The organism is Variovorax paradoxus (assembly GCF_030815855.1).
GTDB classification, from domain to species: domain Bacteria; phylum Pseudomonadota; class Gammaproteobacteria; order Burkholderiales; family Burkholderiaceae_C; genus Variovorax; species Variovorax paradoxus_M.
In genome coordinates this window covers 1615897-1632839 of the sequence record NZ_JAUSXG010000001.1, presented here as the reverse complement: position 1 = coordinate 1632839, position 16943 = coordinate 1615897, and the positions used below count along the sequence as shown (strand labels likewise).

Here is a 16943-nt window from a genome sequence, read left to right as displayed (position 1 = left end):
GGGCCGGCGCACCATCAGAGTGCATCGGACGGTGCCCCGAGCACCACGGCTGGTACTTTAGAAATCACTTGTGCTGCCGCGAATACGTCATTCAACGTAGCGGCGAGAAACGCTCCGGCACGCAGACTCGCAGGCCGTGCACTGGGCAGAAAGCACGCACGGAGCGCTTCTTGCTCTGCTGCCTTCCATGCCGCCGCCCTCGCCCTTGCCGCAAGACCCCACCATGCAACCCGTCACCGGCCAGAAGATCTTCCGCATCCGCCGCGACTACAACGCGTGGGTCGCGAACGAAACGCTGGAGGACTACGCGCTGCGCTACACGCCGCGCAGCTTTCGCAAGTGGTCGGAGTTCCGCGTCGCCAACGCGGCCTTCGGCGCCACCTCGTTCCTGGCGCTGGAGGCCATCGGCGGCGCCATCGCGCTGAGCTACGGCTTCTCGAATGCCCTGTGGGCCATCCTGGTGGTGGGGCTCATCACCTTTCTCACCGGCCTGCCGATTTCCTACTACGCGGCAAAGCACGGCATGGACATGGACCTGCTCACGCGCGGCGCGGGCTTCGGCTACCTGGGCTCCACGCTCACCTCGCTGATCTATGCGAGCTTCACCTTCATCTTCTTCGCGCTCGAGGCCGCCATCCTCGCGCTGGCGCTGCAGATGTACCTGGACTGGCCGCTGTGGCTGCTGTACCTGGTGTCCTCGATCGTCATCATTCCGCTGGTGGCGCGCGGCATCACGCTCATCTCGGGCCTGCAGTTGTGGACGCAGCCGATCTGGATCGTGCTGTTCGTCTGCCCCTTCATCGCGGTGATGGTGAAGAAGCCCGAGCTGTATGCCGACTTCACCGGCCTGGTGGGCCGCACCTCCGGCAGCAGCGGCTTCGACCCGTTGATGTTCGGCGCGGCCGCCACGGTGGCCTTCTCGCTCGTGGTGCAGATCGGCGAGCAGGTCGACTACCTGCGCTTCCTGCCCGAGAAAACCACCACCAACCGGGGCCGCTGGTGGGCCGCCGTGCTGATCGCCGGGCCGGGCTGGATCGTTCCCGGCATGCTGAAGATGATGGGCGGCGCGTTTCTGGCGTTCCTCGCGCTGCAACACGAGATACCGGCCGTGCACGCGATCGAGCCGACACAGATGTACCTCACGGGCTTCGCGTACGTGCTGCGCGACCCGGCGTGGGTCCTCGGCGCCACGGCGCTGTTCGTGGTGGTGTCGCAGATGAAGATCAACCTCACCAACGCCTATGCGGGCTCGCTGGCATGGTCGAACTTCTTCGCCCGCCTCACGCACAGCCATCCGGGCCGGGTGGTGTGGCTGGTGTTCAACGTGGTCATCGCGATCCTGCTGATGGCGCTGGGCGTGTTCGCGGCGCTGGAGCACGTGCTGGGCTTCTACAGCAACATCGCCATCGCCTGGGTCGGCGCGCTGGTGGCCGACCTGGTCATCAACAAGCCGCTGGGCTGGAGTCCGCGCACCATCGAGTTCAAGCGCGCGCACCTGTACGACATCAACCCGGTCGGCCTGGGCGCGATGCTGGTGGCGGCCGGGCTTGCCATGCTGGCCTATTCGGGCCTGCTGGGCCAATGGGCCCGCGCGTTCTCGCCCTTCATCGCGCTCACGACGGCGCTGGTCGTTTCGCCGCTTCTCGCCTGGCGCACGCGCGGGCGCTACTACCTCGCGCGCACCGACATCCGGCGCTGGGCGCCCGGGCAGATGGTCAAGTGCTCGGTGTGCGACAACCATTTCGAGTCGGAAGACATGGCGCACTGCCCGGCCTACAGCGCACCGATCTGCTCGCTGTGCTGCACGCTCGAATCGCGCTGCCACGACCGCTGCAAGACCGACTCGCGCGCGGCCGAGCAGATGAGCGGCTGGCTGCAGGCGCTGCTGCCGCCCGCGCTGTCGGGCCGGCTCAACTTTCGCGTGGCGCACTACCTGATGGTGGCCACCTCGCTCGTTGCGTTGCTGGCCACGGTGATGGGCGTGGTGTATGCGCAAGAGACCATCGTGGGCTCGGATCTCGTGGACCCGGCCCTTCAGAGCGCCTTTCTCAAGGTGTTTGCGCTGCTCTCCCTGGTCGCGGCGGTGGCCGCATGGTGGATCGTGCTGGGCAGCGAGAGCCGGCAGATGGCGCAGGAGGAATCGAACCGCCACAACCACCTGCTCACGATCGAGATCGAGGCGCACCAGCGCACCGACGCCGCGCTGCAGACCGCGAAGGAAGCCGCCGAAGCCGCCAACCAGGCCAAGACCCGCTACGTGGCCGGCATGACGCACGAGTTGCGCACGCCGCTCAACAGCATCCTGGGCTATTCGCAGATATTGCTCAAGGGCGAGGCCGTGGCGCCGCCGCGCGAAGCCGTGCAGACCATCCAGCGCAGCGGCGAACACATGCTCGGGCTGATCGATGGGTTGCTCGACCTGGCGCGCATCGAAGCGGGCCGACTGCAACTGGAGCCCGCGCCGCTCGCGCTGCCCGCCTTTCTCGACGAGCTCGTGCACATGGTGCGGCCGCAGGCGGAAAGCAAGGGCCTTGCCTTCATCTACACGCACAGCGGGCGGCTGCCGCCCTGGGTGCATGCCGACGCCAAGCGGCTGCGCCAGATTCTCATCAACCTGCTGGCCAACGCGGTGCGCTTCACCGACAGCGGCACCGTCACGCTGCATGTGGATGCGCGGCGCGAGGTGCTGCGCTTCGACGTGGTCGACACCGGCATCGGCGTGGCGCCACAAGACCATCAGCGCATTTTTCTTCCGTTCGAGCGCGGGGCCGCCGGTCGGCGGCGCGGCGAGCCTGGAACCGGCCTCGGCCTCACCATCACGGGCCTCCTCACATCGCTGATGGGCGGCGAACTGGCGCTGGCCGCCACCTCGCCCGCGGGCAGCACCTTCGGTGTGCGGGTTTATTTGCGCGAAGTGGCGGACCCCGGCCCGCAGGCGCAGGCCGGTGCATTGCGGCGGCAAGTGTCGGGCTACATCGGCGCGCGCCGCACGCTGCTGGTGGTCGACGACCAGCCGGTGCAGCGCCAGATGCTGGCCGGCATGCTCGCGCCGCTGGGCTTCGAAGTGCGCGAGGCCGCGAGCGGCACCGAGTGCCTCGACAGCCTGCGCGAGAACCTGCCCGGCGCGATTCTTCTGGACCTCACCATGGACGACATGGACGGCTGGCAAACCGCGGCGCTGGTACGCGCCTCGGGCTTCGACCGCATCCCGATCATCATCGTCTCGGCCAACATGTTCGAGAACCGGGCCGAGCTGCTGCGCGCCGCGGACTGCCAAGCCTTCGTGGGCAAGCCTGTCATCGAGTCGGAACTGATTGCGGCGCTGGAACGGCACCTCGGCCTCGAGTGGCTGGCGCCGAGCGATCCCATGCCGCCCACCGTCGACATCGCGCCGCGGCCGGAGCAGCTCGCGCTGTCCGAAGACGACCGCGCCGAGCTGATGCGGCTGGTGCAGATGGGCCACGTGCGCGGCCTGCACCAGGTGCTCGACCGGCTCGCCGCCGCGTCTCCACCGGCCGCCGTCACGTGCACCTGGCTGCGCGGCATGGTCAACCGCTTCGAACTCGACAACTTACGCAAGGCGCTCGCAGAAGAAGATGCAGACACTCTCGCCCCCTGAAACCGAACGCCCCGTGGTGCTGGTGGTGGACGACGCCCCCAGCAGCCTGGGCATGCTGTGCGACACGCTCGAATCGAGCGGCTACACGGTGCTGGTCGCGGCCGACGGCGAGGCCGCGCTGCAGCGCCTGGAGCTGGTGGTGCCCGACGCGATCCTGCTCGACGGCCTGATGCCCGGCCTTTCGGGTTTCGAGACCTGCAGGCGCATCAAGGCCAACGCGGCGCTTGCGCACATTCCGGTGCTGTTCATGACCGGCCTTTCGGAAACCGCGCATGTGGTCGAGGGCTTCGAATGCGGCGGCGTCGACTACGTGGTGAAGCCGATTCGCGCGCAGGAGGTGCTCGCGCGCCTGCATACGCACACGCGCAATGCCCGCATCACGCGCATGGCGCGCGACGCCGTCGATGTGGCGGGCATGGGCGTGGTGTTTGTCGATGCGCGCGGGCGCGTTGCATGGCGCTCGCCGCAGGCCGCGCTGTGGCTGCATGCGATGGATGCGCCGCCGGCACCGGGCCTGCTGCCCGCTTCGCTGGAGCCCGTGCTCGTGCCCGGCGCCGCAATCGCCGCCATGACCACGGCCGGCGCGCGGCTCTCGGTGCGCAACCTGGGCGCCGCCGCGCTCGGCGAGACCATGCTTCTTTTCGCCGTGCAGCGCGAAGGGGCCGTCGGAGCGCCCTCGGCGCGGCTCGCTGAAGCCGCCCTGACGCCGCGAGAGACCGAGGTGCTGTCATGGCTTGCCAAGGGCAAGACCAACCGCGACATCGGCGAAATCCTGGGCACCAGCCCGCGCACGGTCAACAAGCACCTCGAGCACATCTTCGAGAAGCTCGGCGTCGAGACACGCGCCGCCGCTGCGGCATTGGCGAGCGGACAGCTCGCCTGAAAAAACGGGCCGGCAGCGCCATCGCTGTGCCGGCCCTCGTTTGCCTTGTTTGCCGCCGGCTACCTCTTGGGCGCGGGCGTTGCAGGCACCGCAGGCGGGGTCGTGCTGTTGTCCGACCTGGATGCAGGCACGGCGGGTGTTGCAGGCGTTGCGGACATCGTCGATGACGTCGACGAAGAAGACTGCGGCGACGGCGTGGCCGGGGTCGCGGGCGTGGCCGGCGTCGTGGCCGTGGTGCCCGTGCCAGGCGTCGCCGGGGTCGCGGGTGTCGCGGGCGTTGCGGCATTGGCCGACGCGTTGGAACCGCTGGTCGCACCCGCGCCGTTGCCGTTCGCACCAGCGGCTGCGCCTACGCCGGCACTGCCGCTTCCTCCGCCGCTACCGCCAGAACCCGCACCGCCTCCGCCACCTCCCCCGCCGCCGCCCGCTGCAAGGGCAAGCGGTGCAACGCAGGCGCCCATGACGATGGCCAGCAAAGCCGGTGTAATACGTTGTTTCAGCTTCATCGAACTCTCCTTGTTGGTGTTTCGAGAAAGCCAAGCTAGACGAGGCCGGAAACCCGGCTTGTAGTCCAAAGTCTTCATGACGGGCCGGTCCAGTCGTCAGTGCCATGCAATGCACTGGCTGAGCGGCGCCTCTCCGGCTCAGGTGACGGGCTGGGTGGCCTGACTGCCGCTGCGGGGCAGATGAACGGTGAATGCCGTGCCTTCCGCCTCCGACGAGGTCACGGTGATGGTGCCGCCGTGTCCCGTGACGATCTCGCGGGCAATGTAGAGGCCGAGACCCAGGCTCGTGGCGGGCCGCTCGTGCGGCGCCGACTCTCTGGTCGGCACCTGCACCAGCGGATTGAAGATGACCTGCATCGCGTCGGGAGGAATCGGCCGCCCCTGGTTCTTGACGATCAGGGTTGCGTGCGCGTCTTCGTTCCTCACCACCAGCGTGACGGGATGGGCGGGATCTCCGTGCTGCACGGCATTGCTCAGCAGGTTGGTGAGAACCTGGCGCATTCTTGGCGCGTCGAACATCAGGACCACGTCGGCCGGAAGCTCGGCAACGAGTGCCCGCTTGGGATAGGCCGCGCAGACCTCGTCGAAGGCCTCCTGGCACAGGGCGCTCAGGCTGCCCCGTTGCGGAACCACCTCGATGCCGCGGCCGAGCCGGGTGCGGGTGTACTCGAGCAGGTCGGTGACCATGTCGTTGATCGAGGCGATGCTGCGCCTGGCGATCTGGAGGGTGCGCTCCTTGGGCTTGGTATCGCCGGCCAGCTCCAGAAGGTGAATGCAGGAGCTGAGCGCGCTCAACGGGTTTCGCAGGTCGTGCCCCAGAACCGCCAGGAAGGTGTCCCTCGAATTGGCGACGTGCTCGGAATAGGTGGCCATGGCCTCGGCAAGGCCCTGGTCGATGCCTTCGTTGAAGCGCCCCACTTCCTCGAGCACCGCGGCATCGACCACAACGACGTTCCGCATCCACAGGCGAAGGACCGTGGCGCGCAGGGCGCGATACTCCGCGCCCAGCTGGGAAAGATCGAAACCCACCCGCTGCCGCAAGCCACCATGCTCGGCGGCGAACGTCTCTTTCAAGAACGGCAGCGCGAGTCCCTTGGACTTCGCCTCGCGCTCCTTTTCGGACTGGACGGACTCCATTTCGCCGGCGATGGCCAGCAGGATTTCATGCGCATGGTCCCGCAGTTCGACGACGGACATTGTTTCAGCCGGTGGAATCATCGTGCGTGCGAAGGATTCCCACTCGATGAGGATCGGCTCGACGTTGTTTTTGATGAATTGGCTCAGGCGCATGCAGGCGGAGTATGGCACCTTGCAGGACGACAGGAGGCACGCTGCGCGAGTTCAATCTACCCCGCAGTTGAATCGACGCGCGCGCCTCGCCCGCAGACACCGCTGGCATCAGCGCCCGCCACAGCAGCCACGGCATGAGCAGGATCGCCGACCATGCACTGACAATGGCCACGCCCTGCCATGCGCCAAGTCCCGCGCGCCTGAACGACAGCGTGAAGCCGGCCCATAGCGCGGCCGCGAGAAGCGAAGCGCTGGGTGCGAAGGTAGGTCATTGGTTCGAAAAACAGCAGGGCCGCTTCTCCCGGATTCTGCCAGCCGGGCCACGGCCCTGGTGTTTACCCCGAAGACGCTGAAGGCCGATTGACAGCCTCGCTAACTAGGATGAGGTGATTCATCAGGAGACACCATGAAGACCCAGACCTTCTCGCTCGACCGCCTGACCCGCCGCGCCAGCCTGCTGGTAGCGGCTTCCGTTCTTGCGGCGTGCGGCAGCTTCAGCAAGGCGCCGCCCGCCGGCGGCGACATTCACGTGATGACCTCGGGCGGCTTCACGGCCGCATACAACGACCTGCGCCCGGACTTCGAGCGCAGCAGCGGCCGCACGGTCAAGACGGCGTACGGCGCTTCCATGGGCAATGCCGAGGATTCCATTCCGAGCCGGCTCTCGCGCAACGAGCCGGCCGACGTGGTGATCCTCGCGCGGCCGGCGCTCGACGCACTGGTGGCGCAAGGCAAGGTGGTGCCGGGAAGCCAGGTCGACCTGGTGAAATCGTCCATCGGGTTTGCCGTGCGCAAGGGCGCGCCCAAGCCCGACATCTCGACCGTGGACGCACTCAAGCGCACGCTGCTGGCGGCGCCTTCCATCGCCTACTCGGCCAGCGCGAGCGGCACCTACTACGAGACCGAGCTGCTGAAGAAGCTCGGCATCGAAGATCAGGTCAAGCCCAAGAGCAAGCGCATCCTGAGCGAGCGCGTGGGCACCGTCGTGGCGCGCGGCGACGCGGCACTGGGGCTGCAGCAAGTGAGCGAACTGCTGCCGATCGACGGGATCGATTACATCGGCCCGCTGCCGGCCGAGGTGCAGCGCGTGACGGTGTTCTCGGCCGGGGTGGCCACGGCCTCGAAGCAGCCCGACGCCGCGCGCCAGCTGATCCGCTACCTCAACTCGCCGGCCGCCGCGCCCACCATTGCGAAGACCGGCCTGGAGCCGCTGGCGGCGCGTTGAACCCGCGCTCGTAAACTGGCGTTCATCCCTTTCCTCCTTTACCGACGAATGGACGCCATGACACAGCCGACCCCCTCGCCCGCCCTCGTCTCCGCCTTCGCGCCCACCGGCACGCTGCGCGCATCGATCAACCTCGGCAATCCGATCCTCGCGAACAAGGATGTGGCCACTGGCGAGCCGCAGGGCGTGTCGATCGACCTCGCGCGCGAGTTCGGGCGGCGGCTCGGCGTAAGCGTCGAGCTCGTGGTGTTCGAAAAAGCGGCGGCGTCGGTCGATGCGGTGAAAAACGAAAAGGCCGACATCGGCTTCTTCGCCATCGACCCGGCGCGCAGCGAAGGACTGCGCTTCACCGCGCCCTATGTGCTGATCGAGGGCAGCTACCTCGTGCGCGACGCATCGGAGCTCACCGACAACGCGCAGATCGATCGTGAGGGCCATCGCATTTCGGTGGGTGCGGGCAGCGCCTACGACCTGTTCCTCACGCGCGAAATCGGCCAGGCCGAGATCGTGCGGCTTCAGGGCGCAGCCCCGGCACTGGCCGCGCTGCGTTCCGGACAGGTCGAGGTGGCCGCCGGCATTCGCCAGCTGCTCGAAGCCGAGGCGCTGCGCGAACCGGGCGTGCGCGTGCTGCCTGGCCGCTTCATGGTAATTCAGCAGGCCATGGGCACGCCGGCCAGCCGTGGCGCAGAAGCACAGGCGCTGCTGGCGGCCTTCGTCGAGGAGATGAAGGCCACCGGCTTCGTGGCCGATGCGCTCAGGCGCCACCGCATCGAAGGCGCGGTCGTCGCGCCAACGGCCTAGCCAGCAGGCTTCATCGCGCGCAGCTCACAGCTTGTGGGCCTCGACAGGTCCTCGCGAATAGAACAGGAAGTACCCGGTGCCGGTGCTGAAGTCGTTCTTCTTCCAGCCCGGCGGCACCTTGAACACGCCGAGCTGCTCGCTCGCGACGCCGACGAACTCGGTGTTCTCGGTGTCGGTGGTGATCCTGCGCCAGGCCTCGCGCGTGACGGGCTCCATCTGCATCTTGGGCTCGCTCCACTCGGGCGTGCGAACCTTGTCGCGCATGATGTAGCGACCGCCCTGGCGCTCGATCTTCACGAGCTCTTTCAGGACGCCGTTCTTCTTCACGGCATAGACGCCGACCAGCTCCGCCTCGGGCCCGCCGCCCGGGCCGCAGCCAGCCAGCAACAGCAGCGCAGATGTGCCGATCGCCAGGTAATTGAGTGCCTTTGTCATGACGGTGCTCCTCCTCCTCAGCGCTTCTCGTTGTCGCGCAGCTTCAGGCTGCCCTGGTAGCGCAGCGCGTGGGGGTAGTCTTCCTTGCCACCGGCGTCTTGCGCCAGCATCTTCTGCTGGCTCGCCTCGGTCTTGGCCAGGAGCGTCGACGGCAGGTTGACGATGCCCTTGATCTGGTCGTATTGCCCCTGGGTGATGCGGCCGATCGACAGCAGCCGGAAGGCGTCTCTCTCGATGTTGAGCAGCAGCGGCTTGTTGTCGGCAAAGTTCTGCGCCTTGGCCAGCAGGTCGCTCCACGACTGCGTGCTGTAGTTGCTCACGTAGTAGTCCTGCCCGGTCGGCCCGGCCAGCACCGCGGTGCAGCCCGGAAGCTCCAGCTGCGTGGTGCTGGTGGCCATCACGAAGGTCTTGCGCTGATCCATCGCGTCGCCGTAGGCCAGCGTCACGGGAATGGTCCAGGCCGATGCCGGGTAGGCGTTCTGGTTCGGAAACGGTTCCTGGCTGATCGACACGAAGGTGCGGTCGCCCGCGCATTGCGCATCCACGGTGAGCAGCGGCACCCCGGTCTGCCGGATGAAGCTGTCGCCGATGTCCGCCACTTTCTTTCCACCGCTCGCCTTCTCGATGGAGTTCCACAGCCGCGACGGCGTGGCGTTGCCGAACGCGTAGTCCTTCAGGTAGATCTGCAGGCCCTTCTGCATCGCTTCTTCGCCGACGTAGTTCTGCACCATCTCCAGCACGTGGCTGCCCTTGTTGTAGACGAAGATCGAAGGGCTGATGAAGCCGAACGAGCCCGCATCGTTGAGGTTGCGCTGCACGGGCACCGCGGTGTTCTTCAGGTCGGCCACGATCACGGTGTGCTTGTCGAGCACGTAGTCCGAAAAGCTGTAGTAGTTCGGATGAAACTTGATCGTGGTGCGGCGGTCGAACCAGCGCGCGAACGATTCGTTGAGCCACACGTTGTCCCACCAGTCGAGCGTGACCAGGTCGCCGAACCACTGGTGCGCAATTTCGTGCGTGACCACCGTCACCGAATACAGCGTGGGCGTGTCGCCCGGCTTGGTCAGCACGCGGTCGGCAAACTCGAAGATCGAGCCCCAGTTCTCCATGCCGCCGAAGCCGGTGTTCGGCTTGTTGTCGTAGCTGTCGTTGGCCGCCACGGTGTCGAACTTCTTGAACGGCAGCGGAATGCCGGTGTAGTTGTAATAGTAGTCCATGGCGACCTTGGTCCACTCCATCGCGAAGGTGGCCCAGGTGGAGCGGCCCGGCGGCGTGAACCAGCGCAACGGCATCTCGCTGCCGTCGAGCGGGTTCTTGAAGGTGTCCGAAAGAACGTCGAACTTGCCGCCGCCGAAGAAGGTGAGGTACATCGGCATCGAAGGCGTCTTCTCGAACGACACCTGCTGGTAGCCGTCGGGCAGCTTGACGGCGGACTTCTGCGCGGCGTTCGACACGGTCTGCCAGTCGCCCGGCACCTCGGCGGAAATCTCGAAGCTGTGGCGGAACGCCGGTTCGTCCCAGCCCGGGAACCATTGCCGCGCATAGTTGGTTTCGCCCTGCGTCACGATGGCATCGCTGCTCACGCCCTCTGGGGTGGAAAGGCCCACCTTGAAGACGCCGGTCGCGGCCGAACAGAACGGATTGCGCGCCATCTCGTCGGGCGGACAGTACTCCGCATCCGAGAACTGGATCTTGCCGTCCCATTCCATGTGCAGCAGGTACTTGCCCTTGGCAATCTGGCCGTCGTTGCGCCGCAGCTGGACGAAGTCGCCCAATGTTTGCGGCGTGGGAATCAGCGGAATGGCCTCGGAGGGGTTCGACAACTTGCGCAAGGTGGTGCGGCCGTTCGCAAACTTGAGGTTGTGCGCGGCAACGACGATGGCGTCCACCGGCTTGAGCACTTCGATCTCCACATCGCCGCGTCCCACGAATGTCTTCAATGCCGCATCGGGCCGGAACCACAGCTTGTAGTTGATGGGCCAGACGGTATCGGGCAGCTCCATCGGCTTCACGGAGCGGTCGACCTGGGCCACGGCGGCCGAGTCGGGTGCAAGCGCCAGTCCGTCATCGGGCGCCTTGGGCGACGCCGCGCTGTCCGCCGACGCACCGGAGGCATTCAGCGCCGTGCCCCCGAACGACGATTCGCCGCCACCTCCGCCACCACCGCAAGCCACGAGGGTGGCAAGGGTCACGGCGGTAATGGCCAGGTTGTTGACGACTGGCTTGACAAGTTTCTTCATGATGATCGCCTCTTGGTAAGGACAAGCGCCGCTTCGCATGTGCCGGCGGATAGCCGGCCCTGCGCAAGCACGCGCGGGAATGGAATGAACAACACATCGAACGAACAAACGAACAGGCAGCACCGCACCCTCCTAGCGAACGAAGCGTTCGCAGGAAAGTGCAGAGAACGTGTCTTGTTTTTTTTCAGCCGGCGTGGCACGGACGTGCCACGCCGAACCCCACCGCGGGCGAGGCGGGTGGTCCCAGGATGCGGGGAGCGAGGGGTTCCATTCCCGTCGAACGCGAGGGCTATGGAATGGCGGTGCCGGACGGAGCCTGAATGCCTGAAGCGGCGGCTCAGCGCATGCGCTTCAACGCTGCGTATGGATGTGTCAGGCGGGCGTGGAATGGGGGCCGCGACGACAAGTTCTGGTGGGCTGTTGTGGATAGCTTCACGTGCGCTCTCCCTCCTTGGAAGTGCGAACATTTTTAGCTGATCGGCTATGACAGCGTCAACGAAGCGCGGAACTTTTCCCTCTCAAAATGTTCGCGCGCCTTACGACAAAGGAAGTCATTGAACGCAGGCGCGCAAAGCACTACGAAGATGGTTCTTTGTTCTTGCAGCGCACGGACTGTCGGACGGAAAAAACGGACGCATGCAACGTGACCACGCAGCCACACTGCATGCATTCAACACGACGCTAAAGCCCGAGCGCGTCCTGCAATTGCCGCGCGGTCCAGCGCCTGGGCTGCCGCGGCCAGTCTTCGAGCAAGGTGAACATCCTCGCGTTGCGCGGCGCGTCCACGTCGTGGTCTTGCGCAAGCCGCACGATCTCGCCGCTGAGCGCGTCGATCTCGGTGCGGCGCCCGAGCGCGAGGTCGTCGGCCATGCTGGAGCGCGCCTTGGCATCGATGCGCAGCATGCGCGCAGCGACGATGCGAAACAGCCAGTCGGGCAGCCGCAACACCGTCGGCAGCCGCTGTGTCGGCACGGCGGCCACCTGCGCCGGTGCGATGCCGGCGCTGCCGAGCACACTCAGCGCCTCATCGATCAGCGCGGCAAAGCAGCGCCGGTAGCCACGCTGCATCAACTGGTCGCGCAGCGGCAGGCCCGAGAGCGCATTGACGGGGTTGTTGAGGTTGAGCAGCAGCTTGCCCCATTGCACGGGCAGCAAGTCGGTGTGCAGGTCGATGGGGATGCCCGCGCGCTCGAACACCGGCAGCCAGGGCCGCAGCGATGGGTCGTCCTTTGCGGCCAGCCGTCCGGCCGTGCCCCGGTGGAAAGCACCTGGCCCTACCTCCGCCACGTTGTACGGCACCATGCCGGGCAGCACGTCGAGCGTGGGGCCGGCCTTCGAAGCCGCGGCGCAGTTGGAAACACCGTTCTGCAGCGAGACGACCAGCGTGCCCGCGGGCAACGCGAAGGCAAGCTCGGCGGCCGCCTCGGCCGTGGCACCGCTCTTCACGCACAGCAGCACCAGCGCAGGCGTGGCACCCACGGGAATCTGTTCGCTCAAGCGCAGGCTGGCGGCAGGCAAGCGGTGCGCGCCGCCTTCGAGATCGGTGAGCGTCAGGCCGTGTGCTTCAAGACTCTGCAGCACGCGCGGTCGCCCGACAAAGGTGACCGGGACGCCCGCGGCGGCAAGGCTGCCGCCGACAAAGCAACCGATGGTGCCCGCCCCCATCACCAGCACTTCGCCGGGAGGGAGGCCGAGCACCTCGGTCGCGGCCATCAGGTGCGTTCCGCCACCCAGGCTTGCACCGACTGGAGCGCGGCGGGCAGGCCCGCGGCATCGGTGCCGCCGGCCATGGCCATGTCGGCCTTGCCGCCGCCCTTGCCGCCCACCTGCTGCGCCACGAAGTTGACCAGCTCGCCGGCCTTGACCTTGCCGACCGTGTCGCTCGTGACACCCGCGGCCACCTGCACCTTGGCGCCGTCGACCGCGGCCAGCACGATCACGGCCGTCTTGAGCTTGTCCTTGAGCTTGTCCATGGTGTCGCGCAGCGTCTTGGCGTCGGCGCCGTCGAGCTTGGCGGCCAGCACCTTGATGCCCTTGACGTCGACCGCCTGCGCCAGCAGCTCGTCGCCCTTGGACGACGCGAGCTTGCCCTTGAGCGAGCCCACTTCGCGCTCCAGTGCCCGCACCTGCTCGAGCACCTGCGTGAGGCGGCCTTGCAATTCGGCCGCCGGCGACTTGAGCGTGGCGGCCACGCTCTGCACCGTGGCTTCGAGGTCTTGCAGGTAGCCGAGCGCATTGGCACCGGTGACGGCTTCGATGCGCCGCACGCCGGCGGCCACGCCGCCTTCGCTCACGATCTTGAACAGGCCGATGTCGCCCGTGCGGCCCACGTGCGTGCCGCCGCAGAGTTCGCGGCTGCTGCCGATGTCGAGCACGCGCACGCTCTCGCCGTACTTCTCGCCGAACAGCATCATGGCGCCGGTCTTCTGGGCCGACTCCATGTCCATCACGCGCGCATGCGTCTCGGTGTTGGCCAGGATTTCGGCATTCACGCGCTTTTCGATCTCGAGGATCTGGTCGTGCGTGACAGCCGCGTTGTGCGCGAAGTCGAAGCGCGTCTTGTCGGCATCGACCAGCGAGCCCTTCTGCTGCACATGCGTGCCCAGCACTTCGCGCAGGGCCTTGTGCATCAGGTGCGTGACCGAGTGGTTGCGCATGGTGGAAGCGCGGCGCGCGGTGTCGACCGCGGCCCTGACCTTGTCGCCCACCTTCAGCGTGCCTTGGGTCTGCGTGCCGTGGTGGCCGAACACGTCGGCCTTGATCTTCTGCGTGTCTTCGACGCCGAACTGCACGCCTTCGGCCACGAGCACGCCTTGGTCGCCGACCTGGCCGCCGCTCTCCGAATAGAACGGCGTGGTGTCGAGCACCACAATGCCGGGCTGGCCCTCCTTCAGTTCTTGCACGGGGGCGCCTTCGACGTACAGCGCGACGACCTTCGCGCTTTCTTCGAGGTGTTCGTAGCCGGTGAAGACATTGCCCGCGCCGCCGTACTCGACGTTGCGGTCCATCTTGAACTTGCCCGCGGCGCGCCCCGCCGCCTTCTGCTTTTCCATGGCGGCGTTGAAGCCGGCTTCGTCGACGCTCACGCCGCGCTCGCGGCACACGTCGGCCGACAGGTCGAGCGGAAAGCCGTAGGTGTCGTGCAGCTTGAAGGCCACGTCGCCCGGCAGCGTCTTGGCATCGCCGGCCAGCGCCGCGTCGAGAATTTCCATGCCGTTGGCCAGCGTTTCGAAGAAGCGCTCTTCCTCGGCCTTCAGCGTTTCGGTGATGCGCTTCTCATCGGCCACCAGCTTGGGGTACGCGTCGCCCATGAGCTTGACCAGGTCGGGCACCAGCTTATGGAAGAAGGGCTTCTTCTGGCCCAGCTTGTAGCCGTGGCGAATCGCGCGGCGAACGATGCGGCGCTGCACGTAGCCGCGGCCTTCGTTCGACGGAATGACGCCGTCGGCCACCAGGAACGAGGTGGCGCGGATGTGGTCGGCAATCACGCGCAGCGAGTTGTTGCCCAGGTCTTTCTCGCCGGTTTCGCGCGCGGCAGCCTTGATGAGCGCATCGAAGATGTCGATTTCGTAGTTGCTGTGCACGTGCTGCAGGATCGCGGCCAGCCGCTCCAGGCCCATGCCGGTGTCCACGCAGGGTGCGGGCAGCTTCTTCACGCTGCCATCGGGCTGCATGTCGAACTGCATGAACACGTTGTTCCAGATCTCGATGTAGCGGTCGCCGTCTTCGTCAGGTGAACCGGGCGGGCCGCCGGGAATCTCGGGGCCGTGGTCGAAGAAGATCTCGGAGCACGGGCCGCAGGGGCCCGTGTCGGCCATCATCCAGAAGTTGTCGGACATGTAGCGGCCGCCCTTGTTGTCGCCGATGCGCACCACGCGCTCGGGCGGCAGGCCGATTTCTTTCGTCCAGATGTCGTAGGCCTCGTCGTCCTCGATGTAGACCGTGGCCCAGAGCTTTTCGGCCGGCAGCTTGTAGACCTCGGTCAGCAGTTCGAAGGCCCACTTGAGCGACTCGCGCTTGAAGTAGTCGCCGAAGCTCCAGTTGCCCAGCATCTCGAAAAAGGTGTGGTGGCGCGCGGTGTAGCCCACGTTCTCCAGGTCGTTGTGCTTGCCGCCGGCGCGCAGGCAGGCCTGTACCGAGGCGGCGCGCACGTAGGGGCGCTTGTCTTCGCCGAGGAACACGTCCTTGAACTGGACCATGCCCGAGTTCGTGAACATCAGCGTCGGGTCGTTGCCCGGCACCAGCGAGCTCGAGGCCACCACGGTGTGGCCCTTGGAGGCGAAGAAATCGAGAAAGGTCTTGCGGATGTCCGCGACCGTGAATGTGAGCTGGCTCATCTTTGGGTTTCGTCTTCTGTCGAGGGCGGCCTGGCGATGGCGACCCTCTCGTCGAACCCACTGCGTTGAACCGACCTAACTGCTTGATTTGCTTGAACAAACGATTATAGGTTTGGCCACCGGCCCGCGCGCTGCCCCAGAGCGGCCGTCAGCTCCCCGTGGGTGTCGCCGCTAAGATGGCTGGTACCGGGAGAACCAAACGCGTTCGGCTTCGTCCTATTCATTTCGACGTGAATCAAGGAGCATGCATGGCAGGTCAGGAGTCGCCACACTGGAGGATCGAGGATCTGGACTTTTCGCGCATTGCGCGCGATGAGGTCCGCCAGGACGAGAATCTCTTCTACCTCGTTGCTTCCGCCTCGTTCATCGAAAGCGGCTCGGACCTGTACACCCAGAACCTGGTCGACTTCTTTCGCGGCGACGACGAAGTGACCGAGTGGCTCACCCACCACTGGGAGGCCGAGGAGCTGCAGCACGGCAAGGCCCTGCGCGCCTACGTGGCGCATGTGTGGCCCGAATTCGACTGGGAGACCGCCTACCGCGGCTTTCTCGGGGAATACGCCACCTACTGCAAGGTCGAACTGCTGGCCCCCACGCGCGGCCTCGAACTGGCGGCTCGCTGCGTGGTCGAAACCGGCACCGCCACCTATTACCGGGCCATGGCGCGCGGCGCGGCCGAACCGGTGCTGCGGGACCTCATGGGCCGCATCGCGGCCGACGAGGTCAGCCACTACAAGCACTTTTATCGCTTTTTCCGCCGCTACCGCGACGCGGAAAAGCTGAGCCGCTTTCGGGTGCTGGGCACCATCGGCCGCCGCACGCTGGAACTCAAGAGCGAGGATGCCGATTGCGCCATCCGCCATGTGGTGCGCTTCCGGGCGCCCGCGCGCGCCGGCGACACGGCGTTTGTCCAGCAACTGAGCGCCCGCATGAACAGCACCGTGCGCACCAATCTGAGCGCGGGCGCCACCCTCAAGATGCTGATGCGTCCGCTGGAACTGCCGTCCGGGGTGCAAACCGTGATCCAGTTTCCGATCAGGCAGTTCATGGAACATGTTTTCCTGCGCTGACGTTTTCTGGCTGACGCCAGGCGGTGGCGCTGCCGGGCAGATCGAAATCTTCATTCGAATCGGATTGACATGCACCAAAGTCGAACAGGCAGATGTATACTTTAGAGGTACTTTCTGGGTTGAGCGAAATGCCTGAATTTGTCCCGAGGAATGCCCGCCTGGAGTGGGCGTCGTTGTTCGCTGCCGAGTGGACCCGCTTGGCCGGCGGGCGTGCCGATCATGAATTCCTGATCGACCAGGGCCTGACGCTCGTCCGCGTGGTCGGCGACAGGCCGCCCGCGGATGTGGCGCGCCAGCATTTCGAAAACACCCCCGAACCCGAGCAGCTGGTGCGCGACTCCGAGTCGAACTTCACGGCGCTGGCGGCTGAACTCGGCCTCATCAAGCCAGGCGACCGGCTCGACCAGATGCATATCGATTTCGCCTACGGCATCGCGGAACTGTGCGCGGCGGTCGGCGACAACTATGGCGACTCGTCCTCCGCCAGTGCAGGCCAGCACATCAGGGCGCTCTACGGCCCGCTTTGAAGCCGGCATA

At 66.3% G+C, this 16943-nt stretch carries 12 protein-coding genes; 6 read left to right on the top strand and 6 right to left on the bottom strand.

Features of this window, described 5'->3' with window-relative positions:
• Positions 1–223 precede the first annotated feature (223 nt).
• Positions 224–3619: a hybrid sensor histidine kinase/response regulator gene (locus QFZ42_RS07545; protein WP_307700372.1), complete on the top strand. Its 3396-nt coding sequence runs from the start codon at positions 224–226 to the stop codon at positions 3617–3619.
• On the top strand, positions 3597–4502 hold the full coding sequence (locus tag QFZ42_RS07540; protein ID WP_307700371.1) for a response regulator transcription factor: 906 nt from the start codon (positions 3597–3599) through the stop codon (positions 4500–4502). The genes QFZ42_RS07545 and QFZ42_RS07540 overlap by 23 nt, the downstream gene beginning before the upstream one ends.
• 59 nt (positions 4503–4561) lie before the next feature.
• Here the strand turns inward: QFZ42_RS07540 and QFZ42_RS07535 are convergent, their stop codons facing one another.
• Together QFZ42_RS07535 and QFZ42_RS07530 are read right to left on the bottom strand one after the other, a co-directional pair.
• Entirely contained in the window at positions 4562–5008 is a 447-nt protein-coding gene (locus tag QFZ42_RS07535; protein ID WP_307700370.1) for a hypothetical protein, read from the bottom strand.
• Between the two features lie 138 nt (positions 5009–5146).
• Positions 5147–6298 carry a sensor histidine kinase gene (locus QFZ42_RS07530; RefSeq protein ID WP_307700369.1) on the bottom strand — a complete coding sequence of 384 codons (1152 nt, stop codon included), beginning with the start codon at positions 6296–6298 and terminating at the stop codon, positions 5147–5149.
• A gap of 406 nt (positions 6299–6704) precedes the next feature.
• Here QFZ42_RS07530 and QFZ42_RS07525 point away from each other — a divergent pair, with 406 nt between their 5' ends.
• Positions 6705–7523, top strand: a complete 819-nt coding sequence (locus tag QFZ42_RS07525; protein ID WP_307700368.1) for a substrate-binding domain-containing protein — start codon at positions 6705–6707, stop codon at positions 7521–7523.
• Positions 7524–7580: 57 nt separating this feature from the next.
• Positions 7581–8324 carry a transporter substrate-binding domain-containing protein gene (locus QFZ42_RS07520; RefSeq protein WP_307700367.1) on the top strand — a complete coding sequence of 248 codons (744 nt, stop codon included), beginning with the start codon at positions 7581–7583 and terminating at the stop codon, positions 8322–8324.
• Positions 8325–8348: 24 nt separating this feature from the next.
• Here QFZ42_RS07520 and QFZ42_RS07515 read toward each other — a convergent pair whose 3' ends face one another.
• The 4 genes from QFZ42_RS07515 to alaS all read right to left on the bottom strand — a co-directional run bounded on the left by QFZ42_RS07515 (position 8349) and on the right by alaS (position 15336).
• Positions 8349–8759 (bottom strand): hypothetical protein, encoded by a 411-nt coding sequence (locus tag QFZ42_RS07515; protein WP_307700366.1) that lies wholly within the window; start codon positions 8757–8759, stop codon positions 8349–8351.
• 17 nt (positions 8760–8776) lie between these two features.
• A complete protein-coding gene (locus QFZ42_RS07510; protein ID WP_307700365.1) occupies positions 8777–10999 on the bottom strand; it encodes a M1 family metallopeptidase in 2223 nt (740 codons plus the stop codon).
• 681 nt (positions 11000–11680) lie between these two features.
• A complete protein-coding gene (locus tag QFZ42_RS07505) occupies positions 11681–12712 on the bottom strand; it encodes a 2-dehydropantoate 2-reductase (RefSeq protein ID WP_307700364.1) in 1032 nt (343 codons plus the stop codon).
• Positions 12712–15336, bottom strand: a complete 2625-nt coding sequence (gene alaS, locus QFZ42_RS07500) for an alanine--tRNA ligase (protein ID WP_307700363.1) — start codon at positions 15334–15336, stop codon at positions 12712–12714. The genes QFZ42_RS07505 and alaS overlap by 1 nt, the downstream gene beginning before the upstream one ends.
• Before the next feature lie 248 nt (positions 15337–15584).
• On the opposite strand from alaS, the gene QFZ42_RS07495 reads away from it, so the two are divergent.
• Both QFZ42_RS07495 and QFZ42_RS07490 read left to right on the top strand, forming a co-directional pair.
• A complete protein-coding gene (locus QFZ42_RS07495) occupies positions 15585–16406 on the top strand; it encodes a ferritin-like domain-containing protein (protein WP_307700362.1) in 822 nt (273 codons plus the stop codon).
• 128 nt (positions 16407–16534) lie between these two features.
• Complete coding sequence (locus QFZ42_RS07490) at positions 16535–16933, top strand: hypothetical protein (RefSeq protein WP_307700361.1); 399 nt, start codon at positions 16535–16537, stop codon at positions 16931–16933.
• The last annotated feature ends 10 nt before the right edge of the window (positions 16934–16943 follow it).

Excerpts from the sequence above, each read along its gene's own strand:
- QFZ42_RS07545 (WP_307700372.1), top strand. The coding sequence starts at position 224 with ATGCAACCCGTCACCGGCCAGAAGATCTTCCGCATCCGCCGCGACTAC.
- QFZ42_RS07540 (WP_307700371.1), top strand. The coding sequence starts at position 3,597 with ATGCAGACACTCTCGCCCCCTGAAACCGAACGCCCCGTGGTGCTGGTG.
- QFZ42_RS07535 (WP_307700370.1), bottom strand. The coding sequence starts at position 5,008 with ATGAAGCTGAAACAACGTATTACACCGGCTTTGCTGGCCATCGTCATG.
- QFZ42_RS07530 (WP_307700369.1), bottom strand. The coding sequence starts at position 6,298 with ATGCGCCTGAGCCAATTCATCAAAAACAACGTCGAGCCGATCCTCATC.
- QFZ42_RS07525 (WP_307700368.1), top strand. The coding sequence starts at position 6,705 with ATGAAGACCCAGACCTTCTCGCTCGACCGCCTGACCCGCCGCGCCAGC.
- QFZ42_RS07520 (WP_307700367.1), top strand. The coding sequence starts at position 7,581 with ATGACACAGCCGACCCCCTCGCCCGCCCTCGTCTCCGCCTTCGCGCCC.
- QFZ42_RS07515 (WP_307700366.1), bottom strand. The coding sequence starts at position 8,759 with ATGACAAAGGCACTCAATTACCTGGCGATCGGCACATCTGCGCTGCTG.
- QFZ42_RS07510 (WP_307700365.1), bottom strand. The coding sequence starts at position 10,999 with ATGAAGAAACTTGTCAAGCCAGTCGTCAACAACCTGGCCATTACCGCC.
- QFZ42_RS07505 (WP_307700364.1), bottom strand. The coding sequence starts at position 12,712 with ATGGCCGCGACCGAGGTGCTCGGCCTCCCTCCCGGCGAAGTGCTGGTG.
- alaS (WP_307700363.1), bottom strand. The coding sequence starts at position 15,336 with ATGAGCCAGCTCACATTCACGGTCGCGGACATCCGCAAGACCTTTCTC.
- QFZ42_RS07495 (WP_307700362.1), top strand. The coding sequence starts at position 15,585 with ATGGCAGGTCAGGAGTCGCCACACTGGAGGATCGAGGATCTGGACTTT.
- QFZ42_RS07490 (WP_307700361.1), top strand. The coding sequence starts at position 16,535 with ATGCCTGAATTTGTCCCGAGGAATGCCCGCCTGGAGTGGGCGTCGTTG.